The 21,993-nt window shown below is 59.4% G+C and carries 14 protein-coding genes; 3 read left to right on the top strand and 11 right to left on the bottom strand.

The features are described 5' to 3' along the window. Window positions 1-41: 41 nt before the first annotated feature. Genes P406_RS05295 through P406_RS05285 form a run of 3 tightly spaced genes read left to right on the top strand, consistent with a single transcriptional unit; the run spans window position 42 to window position 5,613 of the window. The gene (locus P406_RS05295) at window positions 42-1,472 is read left to right on the top strand and encodes an efflux transporter outer membrane subunit (RefSeq protein WP_046235557.1); all 1,431 of its coding nucleotides are present in this window, start codon (window positions 42-44) and stop codon (window positions 1,470-1,472) included. Further along, window positions 1,469-2,572, top strand: a complete 1,104-nt coding sequence (locus P406_RS05290; protein WP_046235556.1) for an efflux RND transporter periplasmic adaptor subunit — start codon at window positions 1,469-1,471, stop codon at window positions 2,570-2,572. Before P406_RS05295 ends, P406_RS05290 begins: the two co-directional genes overlap by 4 nt. Beyond that, window positions 2,569-5,613: an efflux RND transporter permease subunit gene (locus P406_RS05285; RefSeq protein WP_046235555.1), complete on the top strand. Its 3,045-nt coding sequence runs from the start codon at window positions 2,569-2,571 to the stop codon at window positions 5,611-5,613. The genes P406_RS05290 and P406_RS05285 overlap by 4 nt, the downstream gene beginning before the upstream one ends. Before the next feature lie 79 nt (window positions 5,614-5,692). Here the strand turns inward: P406_RS05285 and P406_RS05280 are convergent, their stop codons facing one another. The 11 genes from P406_RS05280 to P406_RS05230 form a co-directional block, all read right to left on the bottom strand. Continuing rightward, window positions 5,693-6,952, bottom strand: coding sequence for a VWA domain-containing protein (locus P406_RS05280; RefSeq protein WP_046235554.1), 1,260 nt, complete (start codon window positions 6,950-6,952; stop codon window positions 5,693-5,695). A 55-nt stretch (window positions 6,953-7,007) separates the two neighbouring features. Then, the gene (locus tag P406_RS05275; protein WP_046235553.1) at window positions 7,008-7,508 is read right to left on the bottom strand and encodes a hypothetical protein; all 501 of its coding nucleotides are present in this window, start codon (window positions 7,506-7,508) and stop codon (window positions 7,008-7,010) included. A gap of 7 nt (window positions 7,509-7,515) precedes the next feature. After that, the gene (locus P406_RS05270) at window positions 7,516-8,253 is read right to left on the bottom strand and encodes a lipoprotein (protein ID WP_011267834.1); all 738 of its coding nucleotides are present in this window, start codon (window positions 8,251-8,253) and stop codon (window positions 7,516-7,518) included. Between the two features lie 32 nt (window positions 8,254-8,285). Next, the gene (locus P406_RS05265; protein ID WP_370737589.1) at window positions 8,286-9,734 is read right to left on the bottom strand and encodes an SUMF1/EgtB/PvdO family nonheme iron enzyme; all 1,449 of its coding nucleotides are present in this window, start codon (window positions 9,732-9,734) and stop codon (window positions 8,286-8,288) included. 88 nt (window positions 9,735-9,822) lie between these two features. Then, the gene (locus P406_RS05260) at window positions 9,823-11,046 is read right to left on the bottom strand and encodes an FtsX-like permease family protein (RefSeq protein ID WP_046235551.1); all 1,224 of its coding nucleotides are present in this window, start codon (window positions 11,044-11,046) and stop codon (window positions 9,823-9,825) included. Beyond that, entirely contained in the window at window positions 11,030-11,722 is a 693-nt protein-coding gene (locus tag P406_RS05255; protein WP_046235550.1) for an ABC transporter ATP-binding protein, read from the bottom strand. Before P406_RS05255 ends, P406_RS05260 begins: the two co-directional genes overlap by 17 nt. A gap of 1 nt (window position 11,723) precedes the next feature. Further along, window positions 11,724-13,715: a vWA domain-containing protein gene (locus P406_RS05250; protein ID WP_004417697.1), complete on the bottom strand. Its 1,992-nt coding sequence runs from the start codon at window positions 13,713-13,715 to the stop codon at window positions 11,724-11,726. Continuing rightward, window positions 13,712-14,740 (bottom strand): hypothetical protein, encoded by a 1,029-nt coding sequence (locus P406_RS05245; RefSeq protein WP_046235549.1) that lies wholly within the window; start codon window positions 14,738-14,740, stop codon window positions 13,712-13,714. Before P406_RS05245 ends, P406_RS05250 begins: the two co-directional genes overlap by 4 nt. 3 nt (window positions 14,741-14,743) lie before the next feature. Further along, window positions 14,744-17,443 carry a putative virulence factor gene (locus tag P406_RS05240; protein WP_046235548.1) on the bottom strand — a complete coding sequence of 900 codons (2,700 nt, stop codon included), beginning with the start codon at window positions 17,441-17,443 and terminating at the stop codon, window positions 14,744-14,746. After that, window positions 17,440-20,574 carry a virulence factor SrfB gene (locus tag P406_RS05235; protein WP_046235547.1) on the bottom strand — a complete coding sequence of 1,045 codons (3,135 nt, stop codon included), beginning with the start codon at window positions 20,572-20,574 and terminating at the stop codon, window positions 17,440-17,442. The genes P406_RS05240 and P406_RS05235 overlap by 4 nt, the downstream gene beginning before the upstream one ends. Window positions 20,575-20,585: 11 nt before the next feature. Further along, window positions 20,586-21,941 (bottom strand): SrfA family protein, encoded by a 1,356-nt coding sequence (locus P406_RS05230; RefSeq protein WP_046235546.1) that lies wholly within the window; start codon window positions 21,939-21,941, stop codon window positions 20,586-20,588. Between the last annotated feature and the right edge of the window lie 52 nt (window positions 21,942-21,993).

The following is a 21,993-nucleotide window of genomic DNA, read 5'->3' as shown; positions in this document are numbered from 1 at the left end:
CTTTCTCAAGACACCACTGTTCCGGAATCCTCGAGAGCTTTATGTCTATTGGCAAACCAGCTGGTCACTTCCTGTTGTCGACGCTTTTGGTATCGCTGCTGAGCGGCTGCACGCTAGGACCGGACTACCAGTTGCCTGCGGTGGCAGTTGCCAGCAAGTGGCATGCGCCGCTGCCCCATGACGCGTCGATGGTCGGGCTGCAGGATTGGTGGCAACAGTTCAATGATCCTGCGCTGGCAACCCTGTTGCGTCTGGCACAGGCAGACAGCCCGTCCCTCGACAAGGCTCTGGCGCGCATTGCCCAGGCACGCGCGACGGTAGACGACAGCGTTGCCGACAGGTTGCCTCAAGTGAGCGGCGGCTTGAGCAAGTCACGCGCCGGCATCAGGCAGAGCGGGGTGCGTCAGAGCGGCAAGACCTCCGGCGCAACCCTCGATGCGTCCTGGGAACTGGACCTGTTCGGCAAACTGCGACGCACCGACGAGGCTTCACGCAATCTGCTCGAAGCACGTGTCAATGACTGGCATGACGCTCGCGTATCACTGGCCGCCGAGGTCGGTGATGACTTCGTGCAGTACCGCGGCTGCCAGATGCTGGTGAACGCTTACCGTGATCAGGCGCAATCCCAGGAGCAGACCGCACGTCTGACTCGCGTGTCGTTTCAGGCCGGATTTACCGCCGCCGCCGACTCATCGTTGAGCGACGCCAGTGCGGCGGCGAGCAATGCGACTCTCATCAAACAACAGAGCGAGTGCGACGTGCTGCTCAAGAGCCTGGTGGAGCTGACCGGCAGCGACGAGGAACAGGTACGAGAAGTGCTCAGCCATAACCCCGCGCGACTGCCGCAGCCTGCGTTGCTGGATGTACGGGAAATACCCGCCGACCTGGTGCGCCAGCGCCCGGACCTGGCGTCCAGCGAACGCGAACTGGCCGCAGCGAATGCGAAGATTGGCGCTGCTCAGGCTGATCGTCTGCCCAGCCTGAGTCTGGTTGGCTCGTTCGAAGTGGGGACCACCACCGGAGTGTTCAGCCGCGACTGGAGCCTCGGCCCGCAACTGACTGTTCCGCTGTTCGATGCAGGCAAGCGCCGGGCGGCGGTAGATTCTGCGCGGGCGGATTATGACACGGCGCTGGCGACCTACCGGCAAACCCTGCGCACGGCGGTAATGGAGGTCGAGCAGGCGCTGGTGCGCCTGGACGCGGCGCGGCGTTCACAAGCCAGTACGCAGCGAGCCAGCGACGGTTATGAAGCGTCGTTCGAGGCTACAGACCGCAACTGGCAGGCCGGTAATGCCAGCCTGCTGGACCGCGAAGAGGCTCGACGCTCGGCGCTGTCGGCAGAAATCGAATTGATCAACGTGCAACAAAACCAGGTGCGCTACTGGATTGCCCTGTACAAGGCCCTGGGCGGTGGATGGCAGGACAGTCGCGAAGGTTTGGCCGGTGAAACACCGAAGCGGGGCGGCGTATGAGGAAGTTACGTGTGTATGGGCTGCTGGCGCTGGCGGTATTGGGCGTCTCGGGCTGGCTATTGTCTGGCCGCGCAGAGCCGCCCCCGACAGCCGCAGCCGCGCCGGCCACCAGCCTGACGGTTGAGGCGGTGCAACCGCGCCGCGAAGACTGGCCGCAGGAACGGGTGGCGAGCGGTGCGCTAGCACCCTGGCAGGAAGCCGTGATCAGTGCCGAGACCGGAAGCTTGCGTATCGCCAGCCTGAAAGCTGATATCGGCGATCAGGTTAAGAAGGGCCAGGTTTTGGCGACCCTGGCCGAGGACAGCGTGCTGGCCGAGGAAAACAAGCAAAAGTCAGCGGCCGCCCAGGCCTCTGCGCAACTGCAGGAAGCCCGCTCCAATGCCAGACGGGCGGCCTCGGTAGGGCAGAGCGGCGCCCTGTCCGAGCAGAAACTGGAAGAGTACCGGGTCAAGGTGCAGACCGCCGAAGCTGACCTGGCCTCGGCGAATGCCGATCTGCGCAGCATCCGGATCAAGCTCACGCAGACGCGCATCGTCGCGGTGGATGACGGAATCATTTCCGGGCGCAAGGCCTTGCTTGGCGATGTGGTGTCGGCGGGCAGCGAAATGTTCAGAATGATCCGGGACGGCCGCATCGAGTGGCAGGCGGAACTGGATGCCCAGCAACTGCCAGGCGTCAAGGCCGGGCAGCTCGCCCGTGTGAAGCTGCCCGGCGGTAATGAGGTCGAAGGGCACGTGCGGCTGGTCTCGCCAGTGCTTGACGGCAAGACCAGCAGGGCGCTGGTCTACGTATCCCTGCCGGTAGGGTCGATGGCCCGCTCCGGCATGTACGCCAGCGGTCGCATCGAACTGCCGTCCAGCCCGGCGCTGACGGTTCCGGACACCAGCGTGATCCTGCGCGATGGGCGCTCTTATGTGTTTGTACTCGGCAAGGACATGCGCGTCAGCCAGCAAGTGGTAGAGATCGGACGGCGTCGTGGATCGGCGCTGGAAATTCTCGGCGGCCTGGCAGAGAAGGCTCAGATCGTCCGCAGTGGTGGTGCCTTTCTCAATGACGGGGCCAGCGTGACGCTGGTCAACGCCGAGGCCCGAGCGCAATGAATATCTCCGCGTTGTCGATTCGTTACCCGGTTCCGGCGGTCATGCTGTTTTTATTGCTGACCCTGTTTGGTTTCCTCGGATTCGAGCGTCTCGGCATCCAGGACTTTCCCGACACCGATCTGCCTGCTGTGGTCATCAGTGCCTCGCTGGAAGGAGCCGCCCCCGAGCAACTGGAAACCGAAGTCGCGCGCAAGCTCGAAGACAAGCTGACCTCGTTGCGCCTGCTCAAGCATGTCACCACACAAATTACCGAAGGCAGTGTCCTCATCAATGTGATCTTCGACATCGACAAGGATGGCAACGAAGCCCTCAACGAAGTACGCAATGCGGTGGACAGCGCTGCGGCTGAATTGCCAGCCAACCTCGATACGCCATCGGTAACCCGCCTGACCACCAATACCACGGCGTTGCTGACCTATGTGGTCGATGCGCCACGTATGGACGAAGAAGCGCTGTCATGGTTTGTCGACAACGAGCTGAGTAAACAACTGCTGACCGTGCGTGGTGTCGCAAAGATCAGCCGGGTGGGCGGCGTGGACCGCGAAGTCCAGGTTGACCTTGATCCGGCGCTGATGGCCGGTCTGGGTCTAAGTGTGACGGACATTGCAGATCGTTTGCGTGCGATGCAGAAAGACAATTCCGGCGGCCAAGGCGATCTGGGCAGCGGTCAACAGGCGCTGCGTGTCCTCGGCGGTATTGACGACCCCGCGGCGCTGGGCGCTATCCGCATTCCCGTCAGCGATGGACGGATGCTCGCTGTGCAGCAGTTGGCCACCGTGCGCGATACCCATGCCGAGCGCACCACCCTGGCGTATCGCGATGGCAAACCGGTGATTGGCTTTCAGGTCATCCGCTCCCTGGGCTTTTCCGACGTCGGCGTGACCAGGGATTTGCGCGAGGCAGTCAGTGAGTTCGCCAGGCAGCACCCTGATGTGCGTATTGAAGAGGCGAGTAATGCCGTCGAGCCGGTGATGGAAAACTATCGCGGCTCCATGGCGCTGCTCTACGAAGGGATGTTACTGGCGGTGCTGGTGGTCTGGTGGTTCCTGCGTGACTGGCGGGCGACCTTGATCGTGGCCACGGCACTGCCTTTGTCGATCATCCCGACCTTCGGCGTGATGTATTTTGCCGGTTTTAGCCTCAATACCGTTTCGCTGCTGGCGCTGGCGCTGGTAATCGGCATTCTGGTCGACGATGCCATTGTTGAGGTCGAAAACATTGCGCGACACCTGCGCATGGGCAAAACCCCGAGGCAGGCGGCAATCGAAGCGTCCGACGAGATCGGCCTTGCGGTATTGGCAACCACCGTGACCCTGGTCGCAGTATTCCTGCCGACCGCTTTCATGGGCGGGATTTCCGGCAAACTGTTTCGCCAGTTCGGTGTGACCGCCAGCGCTGCATTGATATTTTCGTTACTGGTCGCCCGTCTTCTGACGCCGATGATGGCTGCGCACTTTCTCAAGGCTCGCTCGCATGGCGAACACGACAGCGGTTTGATGAGGCGTTACCTGGGCTGGATTCACACCAGCCTGAGCCACCGCAAAACCACCATGGCCATTGTGGGCGCTTTATTCATCGGCTCGCTGGCGCTTATACCCTTGCTACCGACCAGCTTTCTGCCTGCCCAGGATATTGCCAGCAGCACCGTCAGCCTGGAATTGCCACCTGGCAGCAGTCTGGCGCAGACCGGCGAGATTGCCTTGCAGGCTGAGAAGCGTTTGCGTGCGATCCCTGAAGTGGCCCACGTGTTCATTTCGGCGGGCAGCGGCGATGCCGGCAGTGCAGGCAATCGCAACGCGATACTGACCGTCGATCTGCTGCCGCGTGACCAACTCGCCCTGAAACAATCCCAGGTGGAAGCGAGCATGCGTGAAAGTCTGCGCAGTTTGCCTGGTGTGCGGGTGACGGTCGGTGGTGACGCCAGCGGCGAACGGCTGGACATCGTCCTTGCCAGCGATGATGGCGATTTGCTGGAGCGTACCGCCGCCGCGCTTGAACCGCAGTTGCGCCAGATAAAAGGCATCGGCAACGTCACCTCAAGTGCGGCGGTGCAACGACCGGAAATCCAGATGCGCCCGGATGTTGTCCGCGCGGCAGAGCAGGGTGTCAGCAGCCAGGACATCGCCGACACCCTGCGCATGGCCACCTATGGCGAATACAGCTCGTCCCTGGGCAAGATCAATCTGTCCCAGCGCCAGGTCAATGTGCGGGTGCGCATGCAGCCGCAAGTACGTACCGACCTGCAGAGCCTCGCTCAGTTGCGGGTCACCGGGCGTGATGGCCAGATCGCGCTGGCGTCGCTGGGAGAACTCAGCATGGGCAGCGGCCCCGCGCAGATTGATCGTATCGATCGCTTGCGCAATATCACCCTGTCCATCGAACTCAATGGCAGCAATCTGGGCGAAGTGATGGAACAGGCCAGGCAAACGCCGGTCATGCAGAACCTGCCAGCGCAAGTGAAACTGGTGGAGCAGGGCGAGTTGCAGTTGATGAGCGAGTTGTTTGGCAACTTCAGTCTGGCGATGGCCGTTGGCGTATTCTGCATCTACGCGGTGCTAGTGTTGCTGTTCCATGACTTCATGCAGCCGCTGACCATCCTCTCGGCGCTCCCGCTATCGCTTGGCGGCGCACTGTTGGCACTGTTGATCGGCGGAATGAGCTTTTCCATGGCGTCGGTCATCGGTTTGCTGATGCTGATGGGGATCGTGACCAAGAACTCGATCCTGCTGGTGGAGTACGCAATCATGGCTCGCCGTGCGCCGACCGTAAGCCGCTACGAAGCGTTGATCGACGCCTGCCACAAACGCGCCCGACCGATCCTGATGACCACCATTGCGATGGGAGCAGGCATGTTGCCGACCGCACTGGGATGGGGTGGCGAGTCTGGCTTCCGCCAGCCGATGGCGGTGGTCGTCATCGGCGGACTATTGGCCTCGACCGTACTGAGCCTGTTGGTAGTGCCCGTTATCTTTACTTATGTCGATGATGGTCATGAGACATTCAAAAGATGGTTTAGCAGGCCTCGCCAGACTCAAGATTAGAAGGGGGCGGGTCAAGGTGACACGCGCACGAGTCCCGATCGAGCGCGCGTACCTTGCGCGCCTCGGGTGCATGGCCATATCACTCGCCGGGGATCTTTTTCTCTGTACACGCGGGAGCCGCTGCGACTTCTTCCATGGCTTCGCTCAGCATCCTTCGTACCTCTCCCGCTTCGCGCGCGGCATATACACGGCCACCGGTATTTTCAGCGATACAGTTTGAAAGCTTGCTATCGCTGATATTGACAACATTGATCCGCAATCTTGGCTGCTGACGGGCGATACGGGCGGACACCTCGCAAGCGTTTTGCCCACAACCGTCCTCGCCATCGACAAACATGACCACCAAGGCATCTTTAAAACGCCCGTCCACCAGACTTGCCGCCTTGATAAGGCTGGCGACTAATGGCGTACCCCCGTCCGCGCTGAGTTTTCCAACCCCGGCCAGCAGTTGCTGACGCGCATCACGCTGGAAAACGCCTTGATCGACCGTGCCCTCACAGCCTTGAAAAGTGATCAAGCGTGTATCAATGTCTGGGTGCAGGTGCCCGAGCATCGCGCCAAAGGCTTGCTTGGCGACAGTCAGGCGAGTCGGCTCAGCCAGCACGCGAGCTTTTCTCGGGTTGTCGGCGGGAAGCGCGCCACCGACCTGATACATCCAGGCCTCGTCTTCAGAAGACGTATCGATGTTCAGATTCATCGAGCCGGAAGTATCCAGCACCACGGCAAAGTCAGGGGCGGGCACACCCTGTGTGCATGAGTAATTACCCATAGGGGCCGTGTTGAACACGTTCCACACGCTCCCGCGCCATGCCCATAGCAGCCACAGTAGTATCAACAGTAACGGCAGCAATAGCAGTAAAACCGGAATACGCAGCCACCATCGCCTTGATGCCGGGCTGGCGAGTGATGACACTGGTAATGTCGACGGGATTGCAGGGGCCACTGGCTGCGCCATACCCCAGCGGATGACTACAGGCTCGTCATTGAGACTATAAAGGTTGTTCAGCGCAGGAGCGCCGACAAGCGTACGAAGACTATTGGCCTCATCAGCTCTATCGCGCGCCTGCAGCTCATCCGCCAACTGCACAATGGCTTGCTGGCGCTGCAGGTAGCGTGCGAGCAACGCCTGTTGCGCGCCAGCGTCGAGGCTGTGATACGGCAGGGGCTGACCGCCTAGTTCAGACCACCATTGCAGCGTGCCGTCGGTACCCGCACGCGGAATGGCAAACAGGCTGGACACGCTGGGCGGAAAGTGGCGACGCAGCAACGCAACCTTGCTCTCCAGTGTGTTCAGCAGCTCGGCAGGATGGGACGTGGCGTCGATTGTGATGCGTTGCATGGGACCGGTCCCGGATCAGATAAGGCCCAATGGGGCCTCTGAAGATGTTTACGCTTTATTCGTAACCCAGACTTAGCTGCAGCCTGGAAACCTTCTGCTGCAGAGCTTTGAGTTCCTGCTGGCGTGCCTCGACCACTGCTGGGTCGGTACTGGCGACAGCCTCTTTCTTGTCGGCCATCTGTTTTTCAAGATCTACGATTTGTTGTTGCACCTGCGCCTTGTCGGCATGCCGGGCCTTGAGCTGGCTCAAGAGTTTGCTCATTGAACTGTCCAGCGTCGCCTGCTGCCTTTGTTGCTCGGCAAGGCTCTTGCTGGTCGACTGTCGCTGCTCTTGAAGGGCGTTGTACACGTCGCGAAAGGAGGCGTTTTCAGCGCGTGCATCGGTCAGCGCCTGCTCGCGTTTGCGGACCTGATCGCTGTAACCACCGGAATGGTCGCAGTTCATCTTGGTGATCAGGCTAGCCTCGGCGTTGTTTGAATCACAGCTGCCGGGTTGAGTGGCGCAACCGGCCATAAGCAATAGGGCTGAGCTGGCAATCAGTGCTCTAATATTCATGTTCAGTTCAACCCAATGTGATGGCTTGGCGCTGGCTGTAAAGGCCGTCCACTTCTTTTTGCAAAGACGCGACCTTGCTGTTCATTTTGCTGATCTCACCGTCGATTGCAGTGACCTGTGTGCCGCCACTATTGGCGCGCTCAAGGTCAGCGGTCTTCTTGTATTCAGCTACTTTGGAACGCATGCCGGTCAGGTCTTTATTCATCTGAGCCAGGTTGCTGTCGACACTGGCGATCTCTTGCTGAGCCTTGGCTTTGTCCAGAGTCTTGGTTTTGATCGATTTCTGAATACCTGCGATGCGCTCTTTGTCGTCGTTGATAACCTGCTGCAGCGTGTACGTACGCTGGGCAACTTTTTCGGTGTCGGCTTTTACATCGTCACTCATCAACTGTAGGCGTTGGGTGGTGTCGGAATACTTGCTGCGGCGGTAGTCATAGTAATAGTTCGCTCCCATGGCAACGCCGCAAGCAGCAATACCCGCCACAACCATGCATTTTACCTTGTCGCTGGGACTCGCAACGGCACAGGCCAGAATGCCTACGCCTGCAGCAGCGGCGCAGGCGGTAAGGCCTGAAGTAGAGAAAAATGACGAATCGGTACTTTTGGTCAGACGTGGATCGGGGGCGGTGCCTGAGCCAAGCAGGCTGCTGCCGGTGCCATTGTTGGCGCAACCGGCCAGCACCAGACTGACGGAGATGATCAGGCCCAACATGGCCCTCGGCAGATGACGACGTACATGTTCCATACTGTTGCTCCTTGATTAATCCTGACGACGAATTACTGCACTGCCTTACAGCGGTTCAGCCATGCATCGGTGTCTATTTTCTGGGTTTTCAGAAAAGCCTGCTGATTGACCCAATGGGTCTGCAAGTAGGGCTTGAGCTCTTTGAGCTGCTCGTTGCGACTGATGATTTCGCCCATGACCGGTATTTGCCTCGCCAGTAGAGGCTCTCCGTAGAGGGTGGCGGAATCTACCAAACTGCTTGCGTAGTAACGGCTGAGCTTGTGCAGGCGGTCTTTTTGCTCGTCGAGCTTGCCTTTACGCATCGGGCAACTGGCATCCTGCTCGGCGGCAGAGCAGTTGAGCGCGTAGTTTTTCTGCAGAAAGTCGAGGTATTTGCCATCGTCGAGCATTTTCGTGCACAGAAAGGCACCAAGATTCAGGCTGGCGCGAATCGCCTGATCGCGAGTTTCCTCCTGTTGCTGGTTACTCGCGCGCAACTGGTTTTCCAACGCTTTGAGCTTTTCTTTCAATGCTTCGTCGGATACGCCCGAGGCCAACGTCCCAAGCGTCTGCACGGCATTCTTGTCCTCAGTTTGGCCAGCCTCTCCACTGCCGGTGCCAAGCTTTTTCCAACTGCTCTCGATGCTGCTGACACGCTCGCGGGAGGTCAACGTGCTGGACGCCAATGCCAAGCGTACGCCAGTGGTTTTGCTGGTGGCTGCGGCTTTCGCATCATAGTAGTTGCGCTCTTTGCGCAGCGAACTGCGCAGCTCGCCCTGCGCTGTGCGGTAATCACCGCCGCGCACCACATAGCCGCCAGCCTGGCCATGTTGGCGGTCAAGCTTGTTCAGTCGGAACGGTTCAAACATCATCTCGTCGACATTGCCAAGCATGTCATGCAGGCCAAGCGGGTTCGGCTTGAGCAAACCGGCCAGTTGCAACTGGCCATTGGAAGATTGCGTCCCGGCGAACCATTCGTAGGCGTTTAAGCCTTCCGGCATCGGGTACCGCAGGTCACGAAACTCCGCAGTACTGACGCTCAAGCCTCCGCGCGCCGCAAACTCCCACTCGACCTCAGTCGGCAAGCGTAGAAACCCAGCTACACCATCTTCTTTCGGCAGTTTGTCTGCAGCATTTTCGCGTAGCCAGACATTGTATTTATCAGCGGCGTCCATAGCCTGTATCCAGCTCAACGAGACTATGGGCAAGCGCTGCTTGTTCGACGGTGTCGGACATTCTGCCTGTGTCAGTGCGGTGTATTGCAGCGCAGTCATCTCGTACTTCGCCAACAGGTAGTAACGTGATTTAGCGTCTTTTTCGTGAGTGAAGCTGCCTGCAATAAAGGCCGGACGAGTCTGTTCTACGTAGCCATATTCCGCGTTATCGCCACCGATATTGATTGGATAATCATCAAGCGGACCGGCCAGCGGGATAAATACCTTGCGAAAGACCATGGCGCCGTCACACGGCATAGGCAGCACTACGTCTTCAGCGTCAGGCATCGGGTTGTAGAGTTTCTCGTCCCACGTTGCAGCAAACGTTTGAAAACAGATCAGGGTGAAGGGTAGAAAGAGCACCTGGCCCCAGTATTTAGAGTTCACGCAGACTCTCCGCAGGTTGAATTCGGATGGCTCGGGTGGCACCTGCCAGAGCGACCAGCGCTGAAACCACTAACGCAAGCGCCAGTGCGGCAAGGCCGTGAAAGGGGGTGATCTGACAAACGAAACCGCCGGTGATGCGCTGGCCGCCCAGCAGGTGATTGAACGCCTCACTGCCCGCAAAGTAGAAACCCAGTCCTCCCAGATAGCCAACCACGGCCAGCAGCAATGCCTGCAGAACCAGATAACCCGCCACTGCGGGGGCTGTGAACCCCATCAGCCGCAGCAATGCGAGGCTGCGGCGTTTGCGATCAATGTTGGCGAGGAAGGCACCTATAAGCGAGGCGATACAGCCCAACAAAGCGGCCCCGGCGATAACCCCGAAGATCACGCCGAGCACATGATTGATGGCTTTTACATTGTCGATATCGGCCAACCGGCTTCCTGTTTCGATATGTTGAGCATTCAACCAGCGCTCCAGCGGCGCGACGCTGTCGATATCACGCGCGTACAGACGGGCGCGGGCGTAGCGGGGCGTCAGATGCTCGTCTGCCTGGCCGCTGGTGGCGCCCAATGCAGAAATTGCAAAGCCGTCTCGAAAACGCTCCAGTTGCAGCAAGAGATCGGGATGAGCAAATGCGGCAGGTCTCGAAAAGCTGGCTGCCGGCAGAATATCGATCAGGGTCAGGGTAGCCTCGCCACGCTCGGATACCCCGTCGAGACGCCGCTGAACGACCAGGCGCAAAGTGTCGCCAACGGCCAATGTCAGACGTCTGGCAGCTGCTTCGCTGAGAATGACCTGGCCGGGCAGAAGCGCACTGGCATGCTTACCCAGCAACGGATCGCCGAGCCCTGTTGGCAGGATTTCCGCATTGTCGACAAAGCGACCACCGCTGCCGATGAGGTCGGCCTGGGTGTTCAGCGAGCGAGTCATCCCAAGGGCAAAGCCGGTTTCGGGTCGCTGCTGAAGACTACTGAGCCACTGTTCGTCGTAGTTGCCACTGCTGAGCAACTTGATTTCCAGGTTGCGCGGGTCGCGCAACAGTTCTGCCTGCAACTGGCCGACCACGCCGTGTTTGAGCCCGAACAGCAGTAACAGCGGGGCGATGACGGCCACCAGCGAAGCCGCAATGCACAGCGACACTTTGCGGTCATGCCACAAGTCTGCAATGGCCAGGGTTGCCAGAAGGCCGAGGCGCTCAAAGGGACGTTTCAAAACGCGTCACTCCAGGCAGGCTGACGGCATTCAAACGGGTGATGCCAAAACTGTTCACCAGTTGCCAATCGTGCGAAACAATAAGAGCACTCAAACCCCGCTCAGCAACCAGGCCCAATAACAACTCGAACAGCTGACGGGCGTTATGTGGATCCAGGGCAGCTGTAGGTTCGTCGGCGAGTATCAGGCGCGGCTGATGGGCAATTGCGCGCACGCAGGCCACGCGTTGACGTTCGCCGATAGACAGAGCCTGGGGAAATTGGTCCAGCAACGTCTCCAGGTGCAGCGCAGCAATGGCTCGTTCAACGTGATCACTTTTGCTGGCCAGCCCCAGTAGCCGACGGGGCAGATTGATGTTGTCCCGGGCGTTGAGAAACGGCAGCAGTCCGCCGCTTTGCAGAACAAAGCCTAATGATCGCGCTCTTACATCAGCCAGTGCAGGTTGATCATCAGCCTTAAGCAAAGCCGCGATGTCCATACCATCAAGGCAATAGTGCGCGACGCTTTCAGGCGCCAGCAGCAAGCCAAGAGCCTCGAGCAGGGTGCTCTTGCCGCAACCACTTTCGCCGGTAATTGCCACGACCTGCCCACGAGCCAGACTCAGCTCGGGCAGTTGTACCCGATGTGCCTGTACGCCGCTCCCTCGCTGCACATTCAGTCCTTTGATCCGGAGCATGTCAGGGCATCATTTCCAGTGGTACCGGATAGACGTTGTCACGGGCATCACTGCCCTCGGCCAACGGCACCCAGCGGTCCACATCTGCGTTGTATACCTGGTAATGGCGCAGCTTGGTCGACAGGGTGCGGATGAATTTCTCCTGAGCGAGACCATCCCAGCTTTTCCAGGTTTCTTCATCGAGGTTGAGGACTTCACTGTGGTAAGGCAGATCGTCCAGATATTCCCCTAACACACCCAGTTCCGAGAGCTTGGCAGTTCCGTCCTGCTTGAGCTGATTGGGATCGGTCCCCATGGTGGCGGCAACCGAGCGTAACCGTTCGAACATTTCGCTTGGCGAAATAAGGCCTTCATTGGCGGCATCAAGAATTTTCTTGAGCACATCACTGAGGTCGCTGAGCTGTGACTTGGTCAGCAGGACCCGAACATCGGTAGTCGGGACGTTCTGCTTGATAGGGTCGCGGTCGGCAATCCATGCCTGGAAGACTGGCGGTGCCTGGGCGCCGGTTTTTTCTCCGAGATAAGCCAGGCGCATGGCATGACCTATAAGAGCAGCATCATCGAGCATTTTCTGCTCGGCAGGCGCAGCCTTGGAGTTCATCGCACTACCAATAGCGTCGTCGCCCATGTAGGCGGCTTTGACCTGACCGGTGATAGCGCTGGCCAGCGCGTCGACCTTGCTGCCAAAGGCATCCAGATCACCTGCATCAACCGGGTAATAAAGCGAGGTGTTGGTGCCTGTGTAAGTGGACAACGCCTGATACTGCGCTTCTGCCTTGGCGTGGTCCTTGGCACCTGCCGCCGTTTTCAGGTGCAGGGTGTAAATGGCGACGCCCGGGTTGCTGGCTTCGATCCGTACCTGCTCGGCGTTCAGCCCGGTCCCGGATAGCTTGTCATCGCCATCCAGCGCGCCCGCATCGGTGATCAATACTACATAGCGCGCACCGAACGGGCTCCAGTCGACCTTGTCGATGGCTTGCATGACACCGGCGTAGGAGTCTTCATTGAAGCTCTTGCTCGACACTTTGGCCTGTTTCAGGTCCGCGGCTTTGGCAAGGAAATCTGCACCGTCTTTTACGGTATTGGGGTCGGCATACATCTTGGTCACGTATTCCAGCCCTGGCACAGCCTGGGTACTGGAACGAAATGCCACCAGACCGAACTTAACCTGCCGCCCGAGGTTCTCTTTGGCAATCTGCGCGTATACCTTGCTGATCGCTTCTCGGGTCCGCTCGATGTAGGGGTCCATGGAAATGGTCGAGTCAATCACGAACACTACCGCGGCGCTGAACTCTTTGAGCTGGCTGGTGGCGTTTGCCGCTGCCTGCGCCTGGCCCGGACTCGCTCCGGACTGGGCCTGTTGAGCAGCTGCTGCTGTAACTGCATCGGCCTTGCTCACCGACGCCACATTGAGGATGCGAGTGCGAAAACCCGCTTCGGTCATGACTTCTTCACCGCTGAGAACCGGCAGCAAATAAAACTGTTTCTGCATGTCGATGAAGTATTCCGGTTCCTGGGCCAGCACACCGGGCGCCAGCGCGCTTTGTTTGAGCTTGGCGCGTAATGGTGCGACAAGGCTTACCGGATCCGGTGCATCTAGAATGCTTTCAAGCGTTTTGCGTTCTTTGAAAAACATCAGCCGGTCGCGGTTGGCCGGGTTGGTGAATGCGAGTGTGAGCTGCATTTTCCAATCCACGGTGCATGCTGTCGGCAGCCAGCCGGAAATTTTGCCGAAGCTGTCCGGGCCGACCTTGATCCAGTCGGCATTGCCTGGATTGGCATGCTCGTAGACATAGAAACGACTGAAAGGAGGCTGCTCAGCACCGGCAGGGCCGCCAGCGGCTGCACTCAGGTGGCAACCCGGAGTCGTCAGCACGCGCTGGAACAGGGTCTTTTTGCCTTCCTGCAACAACGGTTTGTCGGCCGCCGAGGCCCAGCCGGATCCCAGACATGCGCAGGCTATGAGGGTCAGTGAAAAATTGCGCACTGTCACGGCTTGAGCTCCTTCAGGCGCTGAGCAGCTTCTGCGTTATCTGCCTGATAGCCCAGGATGGTTTCGTACCAGTAAGCGGCAGTGGCGTTGTCAGGGGTGGTGAAACAAGCGCTGGGTTGCAGGTATTTAGGGTCGTACTCCCGCGCATAGGCCTGGGCCACTTCGACGTTGCCGGCCTGGGCGCGATTCGCGTAAAGGCGCTGGGCGACCCCGCACTGCTTGTTGTTTTTGGCCAGACCGATGACGTTCAACAGGGTTGCGCTGTCAGGCGCCTGCTTGATGCAGCCTTGAACAAAACTCAACTCGTTTTCGCTGTTTAACGCTTCTACGCTGCAGGGCGCAGCGGCAGCGGGAGCCACAGCCGCAGGAGTTGTCGTCGCAACGGCGGGCGCGGGCTCGGGGGCGGGTGCTTTTTTGAGCCAGAACCACAGGCCCGCCGCGATGATCGCGAGCAATGCCAGACCGATAATCAGCAACAATACCTTGCGGTTTTGGTTCTCGGGCGCCGGTGTCGGAGTGACTGGCTCGACAATCGGGTCCGGCAATGCCGGCTCGGCTGGTTCAGGCAATGGCGACGTAGCAGGGTCCACTACCGGAAGCACTGTTTGTGACGCCGCGGCGAGGCTGACGGTGGTTTGCGCGGCGCCGGGTCCGGTAGCACTACCCGCGCCGGACAGGGCCAGGCCCTCCATCAGCTTCATCGGATTATCGTCTTCGCCGCTGCCATCCGGTTTGCGCAAACGAAAATTGAATACCCCGGTTGCCGAATTCTGCAGAAGTGGGTCGACAATATCCGGACCTACCTCATGACTGATCGAATCGCCTTGGGCGTCTTCCACAAAATGCTGGGCGAACCAGCAGGGCGCATTGGCCCATTGCTGGCTGTGCTGCAGGTAGTAGTCGTCCTGGTTGCGCTGGATAGCAAATTCCAGATTGCCTGCATCATGCTCCCAGCCACGTACCTGGAGAAAGCCAAAGCCGGGAACCGGACTTGCCAGCGGTGAGAGTTTGATTGTGATGGGCATGAATTATCTCGCTTTGAACGCCTGGATAACGCGGCCCATGGCCTCGTTTTGCTCAGGAGTGATTTCTTTGCCTTTGCGGTGACCGACGTTTTTCTGGGTATGAATGGCAATGCCAGAAATCCAGTCATCAGCGAAAATCACGCTCTGGTCGTCGGCTTGCGCTGCGAGGTGCGGGAAGCGACCTGGCATTTCCTTTTGATAAAAGGCAAACAAAGGTTGTTTGGCACCCAGCAGGCCCGTTGGCCGCTGACCCGCCGGCTGGGCGGTGTGCCCGAACCAGGCGGCGAAGTCGTTGAGCAGCAGTTGCGCGGTCAGCACCTGGCGCTGCACCAGGTTTTCTCTGCGCACACCGCTCTGGGCACGTTTGAGCAGCGCGTTGCTGAGCTGCAACGGCAAGTCCAGGCGCTCGGCGCAGACCACCAGTTCCTTGACCAGCAGGGCGATGGCCTCGGCGGGCAACTCCAAAAGGTCCAGCAGGTGCTGGCGCCGGCTGAGGTTCCGCAGGTGCGTTGCCCACAGGTCGAATGCGGCTCGGGCGAAGCGGTGTTCGTGGCTCTGGTATTGCGGCGCTACCGCCGCTGCTGCGGGCGTTTCAACCGTGGCAGTCGATGCGATGGCCTCGCCGAATATGTCGTATTCCACTTCAGGCTTGCCGACAGCTTGCACCGCTGCAGTGGCTTCGCTGGCAGGGCTGCCGAAATCACCGTTCAGGTAAAGGTCGCGCAACTGCTGTTCTGGCAGCGCCATGTAACCGAGCAGTTCGCCAAGTACATGCTTACCGTGCGGCGTCGTCGCGAACGGACGGGCAATCATGTTGGCGATGACCTTCTTCTTGGCCCGTTCGTCTTCGCCACCGGCTTCGTAGTACTCCTCCAGGCGCGGTAGTAATTGCACCATCAACTCGTCCAGTTGCTCGGCAATACGCTGTAACTTGAAATCGATGTTGGCGATCGGACTGAACGCCGAGCTGAAACGGGTCATGCCGCCGTCGTTCAGCGTAAGCATCGCTTGCCAGGCTTCCTGCGGCTCCGCCACATGGCGTTTGACCAGCTCACTGTTGCTGAACGCGTGTTGCAGAGCCTGTAGCGCAGTGTGCGATGAGTCGCTGTAAGCGCGTTCTTCACCGTCCGCCGCCAACTCGATGAAGCTGGTCTTGAAGCGCGGCTTGCGCACCAGATAGGTGTTCTTGAAGGGCGTGCTGCCCCATTGCTTCATCCAGTCTTCGTTACCGAATCGCTCGATCATGGTCAGTTTGAGCATGTTGTCGCAGCCTTCGGGAAACTGCACGGTCTCGCCGTTGAGCGCGCCGCCGATAAAGCCGTCACACATGGTCAACGCCCAGATCAGCCCGCTGGCGCGGCCATCGCGCTGCTGGGGATTAGTGCCCTGAGTCTTGTCGATCCAGCTCTTGAGCACTGGACCGACGCTCACCACTTCGCTCTGCTTGAAGGTGCTGGTGCACATCACCAGCGCGTTCATTTCCTGCTCGTTGGTGTAGCGTTCGAACAAGTAAGCGACCTTGCCGCGCAGCAGCAGCCGGGCGACCGGATTGTTGGCGGTGCCATTGCTGTCGACTTCGCTGGCCTCGTTGAGGCTCATCAGCTTTTGGCGGCTGCGGTAGCCCGGGAAGTCGAGCAGATCGACGCTGTTGACAATCGCGTTGGCCGGCTCGTTGTCCAGACGAAAAATAAGCTCGTTGGTAAGCGCCGCCAGCTCGGCCCTGTTCACCGATACGGCGGGGCGCAAGGTGCCATCATGGGCTGGACGCACCTCTATGGGTGAATCCGCACTACCACCAAGACGGCTGAGAATGTCGACGTTGATGATGCTGTTGCTTTGCACCAGTTGCCCGTCACGCTCGGTGACCAGTGCGCTGATAGGCGTAAAGACCGTCTCCGCCAGACCCAGGCGGTGCAGGGCAGAGGCCAGTTGTTCATAGGTTTCGGTCATTTTGCCGATGCCGCCCCACAGCGGCTCGAACAACTGGGCGCGTTCGCGTACGGACAATCGCGGAGCCAGTTTTATCACGCAAGGCCAATAGCGCGCGTTCAGCGGGCGCATGGCGTTAGCGTAATGATGCTCCAGGTAATCCCAGAGCAGTACCACATCGTCACTGCTGACTCCGGGTGTTGGAGCCGCTGCCAATTGTGCTTCGAAGCGCTGCAGAACAGCCTCTATCTGCGCATCGGTGACTTGACTGTCAAGGCGTTGATGATCGAAGTCTTCAAACCAGGCGTTGGCCAGGATGATCGCGATCTCGATCTCGCGAAACAGACGCAGCTCCACCGGAAAGTGAGGGTCCAGGCTTGGCGCAGCAGTGCGGGTGAATCGCGTGACCAGACCGGTAGCCTCCTTGCCGCCGCCCACCGGGTTCACGTGCTTGATGAAGTCCAGTTGCTGAGTACCCAGCCGGGTTAGCAATTGGCCTTTCTCGTCCGCCGCCAAGGCGGAAATCAGGTAGCTCTTGCCAGCTTGTGACAGGCCGAAGAAACCGATACCCATGGGCGTCGTCGAAACCCGCCCCAGGCTGCGGGACAGGCTGCGCGCGCGGTGCAAGTCACGGTTGAGGGCGTCGGCCTTGGTGGCCACTTCTTCGACCTTTTCGGCCACATCGGCGACCCAGTCCAGGGCCAGGCCAGCACCGGTGTGAACGGATGTCCAGGCATGGGCGAGTTGTATCTGTCTGGTGGTCAGAGTAGTCATTTCGGACTCACGCTCCCGCTGTCGAGCCAATAGTTGGAGGCACCACCTTCGGCGCTCAACATGGTGTAGAGCTGTAGTTTCACGTCCTTGCGATCAAAGGACTCGCCTGTGTTACTTTCGATGTTGTCGTCGATCACCAGAGTTTCGGCGATGATCTCTGCATCGCCACGGTCGGCATCTGCGCCATCAACTCGAAAACGCAGCAGCAGGCAGGCTTCCTTGCCGTCCTTGGTCGGTTTGCCCACCAGTTTTCGCGTGCCGCGCTCGGTGAGTTCGATCAGATACAAGGGCGCCGCCACCCAGCGCTCGGCGTTGAGCTGTCGATAACCCAGACGGGTTTTGCCCAGCACCCGCAACTGCGGCCCGTCGAGTTGCGGCTCGTGCAATTGCAGGAATTCGTTGCCTTGCGCGTCGCTTTTGATCACATCGCGATAAAGCATGTCGTGATCGATGACCAGATTGTTTTCGTCCAGCTTGCCGATATGGCGCATGGTCGAATACGGCTTGAGCCGGCCCACACTGAAATAGAAGTTCGACACTTTGCGCTGCTCGCTGAGCAGGCACAGCATCGCGCCGACCGCAGCCGTGCTCTTGGGGTCGTCAATCTGGCCATTGCGGTGGAAGGGGTACCACCCGCCGGTACGATAACCGTTCATGGGCACGATGCGCCCTGGTGGCAGCGGCACTTTGCGGCGTATGTAAGCCTGCACGCCTGGCAGGCGCGAAGGACGGCCGGTCAGCAGCAGCGCGTCGCAAGGGTACTGGAAGACCACTTCGCACAATGCATCAAGGATCTTGCTCAGGTTGATCTGGCCTTTGAGGAAAGCCTGATGAATGGCTGGCAGATCGATACGCAGCACGACCTGACCCAGCTCGAAGCCATCACGGCCACCATCAATGCGTCGTACGCCACCCGCCACGTATTCGCGAATACGTTCACTGATCGCATCTTTTTCCAGCAAATCAGCAAAAAGGTAGTCGTGAACCGGGCTTGGCAATTCAGGGTCGTACGTTTCGTAGTCCTTGAGCAAGCGCAGGCCCAGCGGCACGAACACTTGCAGGTTGAGCTGTTGGCGCAGGATGGCTTCCTGAGCGCTGGTGCTTTCGTCCCCGCACAGTCGCGACAGGAGCGAGCGCGGTGAAACCACACCAAAATCCCTGAGCGCTTGTTCCAGAGCAGGCAGTACGAAGCGCTGGATGATGTCCAGCAAGATGTCATCGCCGGCGACCTTGAAGCTGTCCCGGAAGCGCTGCTCTGGGATGATCGAGACGTTGCTGCCGCTCGCCTGTTCTGCACCGCGTTCCAGGGAGTAATCCGTAATGACCAGATCGGTGGTGCCGCCGCCAATATCGATACTCGCCAGCGTCAGGTGTTCGCGATTGGTCTTGTCCGGTCGTGCCAGCGTGTCGAAGAACTCTTGTGCGTGGCCGGCAAAGTTTTCACGAATTTCGGTGTACAGGTAGACGAGCTGGCCGCACGTCGCTTCATCCCATTCCACTTTCACACGCGGCAGCGGCACACGAGGTGCGGGCACCGGCGAATTGAGCCCCTTGGCTTTACTCGGGTCGAGGTCACCTTCGTGCCAACCCATGCATTTCCAGACCAGCGCCAGCGCCTGAAGCAGCCGGTCGTTTAGCAGGCTGCGTTCTACCTGCGGCATTCCCGGCGGTACTGTCAGGATGATGCTGGACAACTGACGAGGGCGCTGGGTGTGCCCCATGCGCGTGCGTTGCGCCGGGCTGTTGATTTGCAACAGCGCTTGCGTCAGCACCTCGGCGAGCATGAAGGTCATCAGCGAGCTGCGCGAGTATTGCGGGGAGAACGCAGGCAGGCGGTCGTCCTCATTCTTGAGTTTGTAGAACGCCTGGCCGAGTTTGGTGATCTTGTGCGAGAACGGTGCGGCAGTAGCCTTGGGCTCGCTGTCGGTCTGCACGTAGGAATTGTTGAATCGCCAACCGTGGGTGTAGGCGTTTTCGTCCCACAGATAGCGTTTGGGGCTCGACAGGCCGGTAGAGCCCTCAGTACCACGCCGACGGCCAGACAACCGCCCGGCTTCTACGCCGACACGAGCAATCGTCGGCCACTGAAACGCATCATGCCGGCCACTCTGGACCGAGAAGTTTTCCTTGCCGAACGACGCCTGGGCAAACTCCACGCGGCTTTCGAACGGCTGGCTGTAGACCCGCTCAGGGTTGACCAGATCGCGAATCTGCAGGATGTAGTTGTGCTTCATCCCGTCGCCGGACTGCCCGTGGTTCTCGATCAGGATGCCGCAGGTACGCGAGTTGCCTACGTCCAGCACCAGATCCACCTGAATCGGCAGATCTATTGAGTCTGCACCATTGGCGGCCAGCTTTATTTCCGGAACGACAACGCGTGCCGGTTCGCTGCTGCGCTGCTCTGGAATAGGCTTGGCCATGAGGCTCAGCAGGTTGAGGTAGTGGCCGATATGGCGCTGTTCGACCAACTCTTCTTCAACATCTTCGCCGGGGCGATGCCGGTTGCCTTCACGGTAGATTTCCGCCAGCCAGTCCTGCACCCATTTCTGGTCCAGAAACCAGCGGCTCTGGCGCGCGTGGCACGCCAGGCGGAAGGATGAGCCGGCATTGATGTCGTCTCGGGTCGGTGCCAGGTATTGCATGCCCGTCGCCGACGCCATCGCGCGCGTGTCGAATGCCAGTGTCAGGCGGTGGGTGTTGCCATCGACATCAGGCTGTTCAAGCTCGATCAGACGAACACGTGCCCAATTGGTCGGACCTTCGTCGTAACGCTCTGGCGGCAAAAAACGAAACACCGGTGCTGGCAGCCACAAGCCGTCCAGCAATTTGAAACTGGACTGCATGCCCAGCGTGAGGTCTTCGTCATCGACTTCGCTGACCAGGCGTTCCTGAGCCTGCGATTGCGCCAGCCGCTCACCGGACTGGTTGGCGGTGCCCACCGGCCCGAAATGGAAGTACTGCTTGGTTTCCTGGTTCTGCAGCAGACGCGCGATGAGCGTATTGCCCATTTTCGCAAAACGTCCGGCAGGCTCGTTACGCAGATCAAGCTTGACGGCGAAGTCCAGAAACTGGATTCCGCTGTCGTTGATCAGGTGAACGGTGTCTTCAAATTGCGTCAGTTCTGGCAGCATGGGTACAGCCTTTATTCGCGCCGCATGGACATGGGAAATTGGGTGTTGCCATAGTTGCCGTTACAATCAGCGACGCTCTGGGCACCCGGTTTGCAGGACACCTGAGGCATGTCGTAGCCGCTACCGTCAGTGCAACTGGCTTGGGCCTGACTGTTCAATGCCAGATTGCCGCCATTCATGGCCGCGTTGATCGCGCCGGAGCAGGACACGCCATCCGGGCGTCGGATAGTGACTTTGCCCTGGCCTTTCTCGAACGCGTACTCAAGCCGTAACGGCCTGGAAGTCTTGGCATCCATGATCCCGGCACCGGCGCGGTAATTCCCGTTCAGAAACTCTGCAGGACCTTCGGCAGCGTCAGGTGGAATACTCAACGGTGCACCGGGAGTGCTGACCTGGGCAGATTCGGCGCTGGATACTGGCGACTGTGGCGGCTCTTGCTTCTCTGGCTGCTCGGCAGGAACAGGCTCGCTGACTTCCGGCTTCGGCTCGGACACTGGCGCTACCGCAGGCGATTGGACGGGCGTTTCAGAAGAAGGCTCGCCAGTGGCCACGTTCGCGGTAGAGGGCATTGGCGTAGCGCTGACCACGCTGCTTTCTATTGCCGGGTCTTTTAGCTGAATGCTCTCTGTGGTGACTGGCACGGTTGGCAACGTCACGTCCACGACAGGCAAGCAGCCTCTCAGCAGACCAAACAGCAGCAGCGCCAGAATCAGCAGCAACGGCAAAAGCCACCAGAAACGCCGCCACCAGGGCCGAGCCGGCTCTGCAACAAACGGCAGCACTGCCGGAGCTTCCGGCACAGGCGTTATTGGCAAGGAGGAGGGTGCGGGGGCTGCTACTCGGGGAGTCAGGAAGTAAAGCGGATCACGATGCCTGTCGCCCTCGTTCTGCACGAAGCCCCAAAACGTCAGAATCGGCTGGGTGTAACGCTCGGCTTCGCCTTGTGCGTTGATGCGTGTGGCTTCAATCAGGTAAACGTAATCATCCGCGGGCGCATGCGGGACCAACCCCAGCAGCTTGCCGAAAATAATCTGATCGCTTTGACCACCCTTGTTGCCGGCCTGCACCAGCGTCGAGCTCATCTCAGCGATAGCAGTCTTGAAATGATTCAGCTGGGCTCTTGCGACTTCACGCTCAGCTTCTGTCGCCGAGCTCCAGGGCACAACATCACCTTGAACAGGGCTGTACCAGTCGATGACGCTGCCTTGCTCGTTGCTTTTCGGCACGGCGAGGAAATTCACCAGAGACGGCGATTTACGGGTGAGGGCGGCAATGAGTTGCAACGCAGCCTTGTAGACAGGTTGCCCGGTTTCGCCTACAGCAATGAATTCATCGCTTTTGCCAGTACGAAGGAGCGCACCGTGCATACTAAACATTCCCTTGTAATTCAATCCGTTGGCTGACGGTTATACGTCTGCA

It is taken from the genome of Pseudomonas syringae pv. coryli str. NCPPB 4273 (assembly GCF_000972175.1).
In the GTDB taxonomy this organism is placed as follows: domain Bacteria; phylum Pseudomonadota; class Gammaproteobacteria; order Pseudomonadales; family Pseudomonadaceae; genus Aquipseudomonas; species Aquipseudomonas syringae.
Note: the sequence above shows the minus strand (reverse complement) of the source record. Positions and strands in the feature narration are given on the sequence as shown.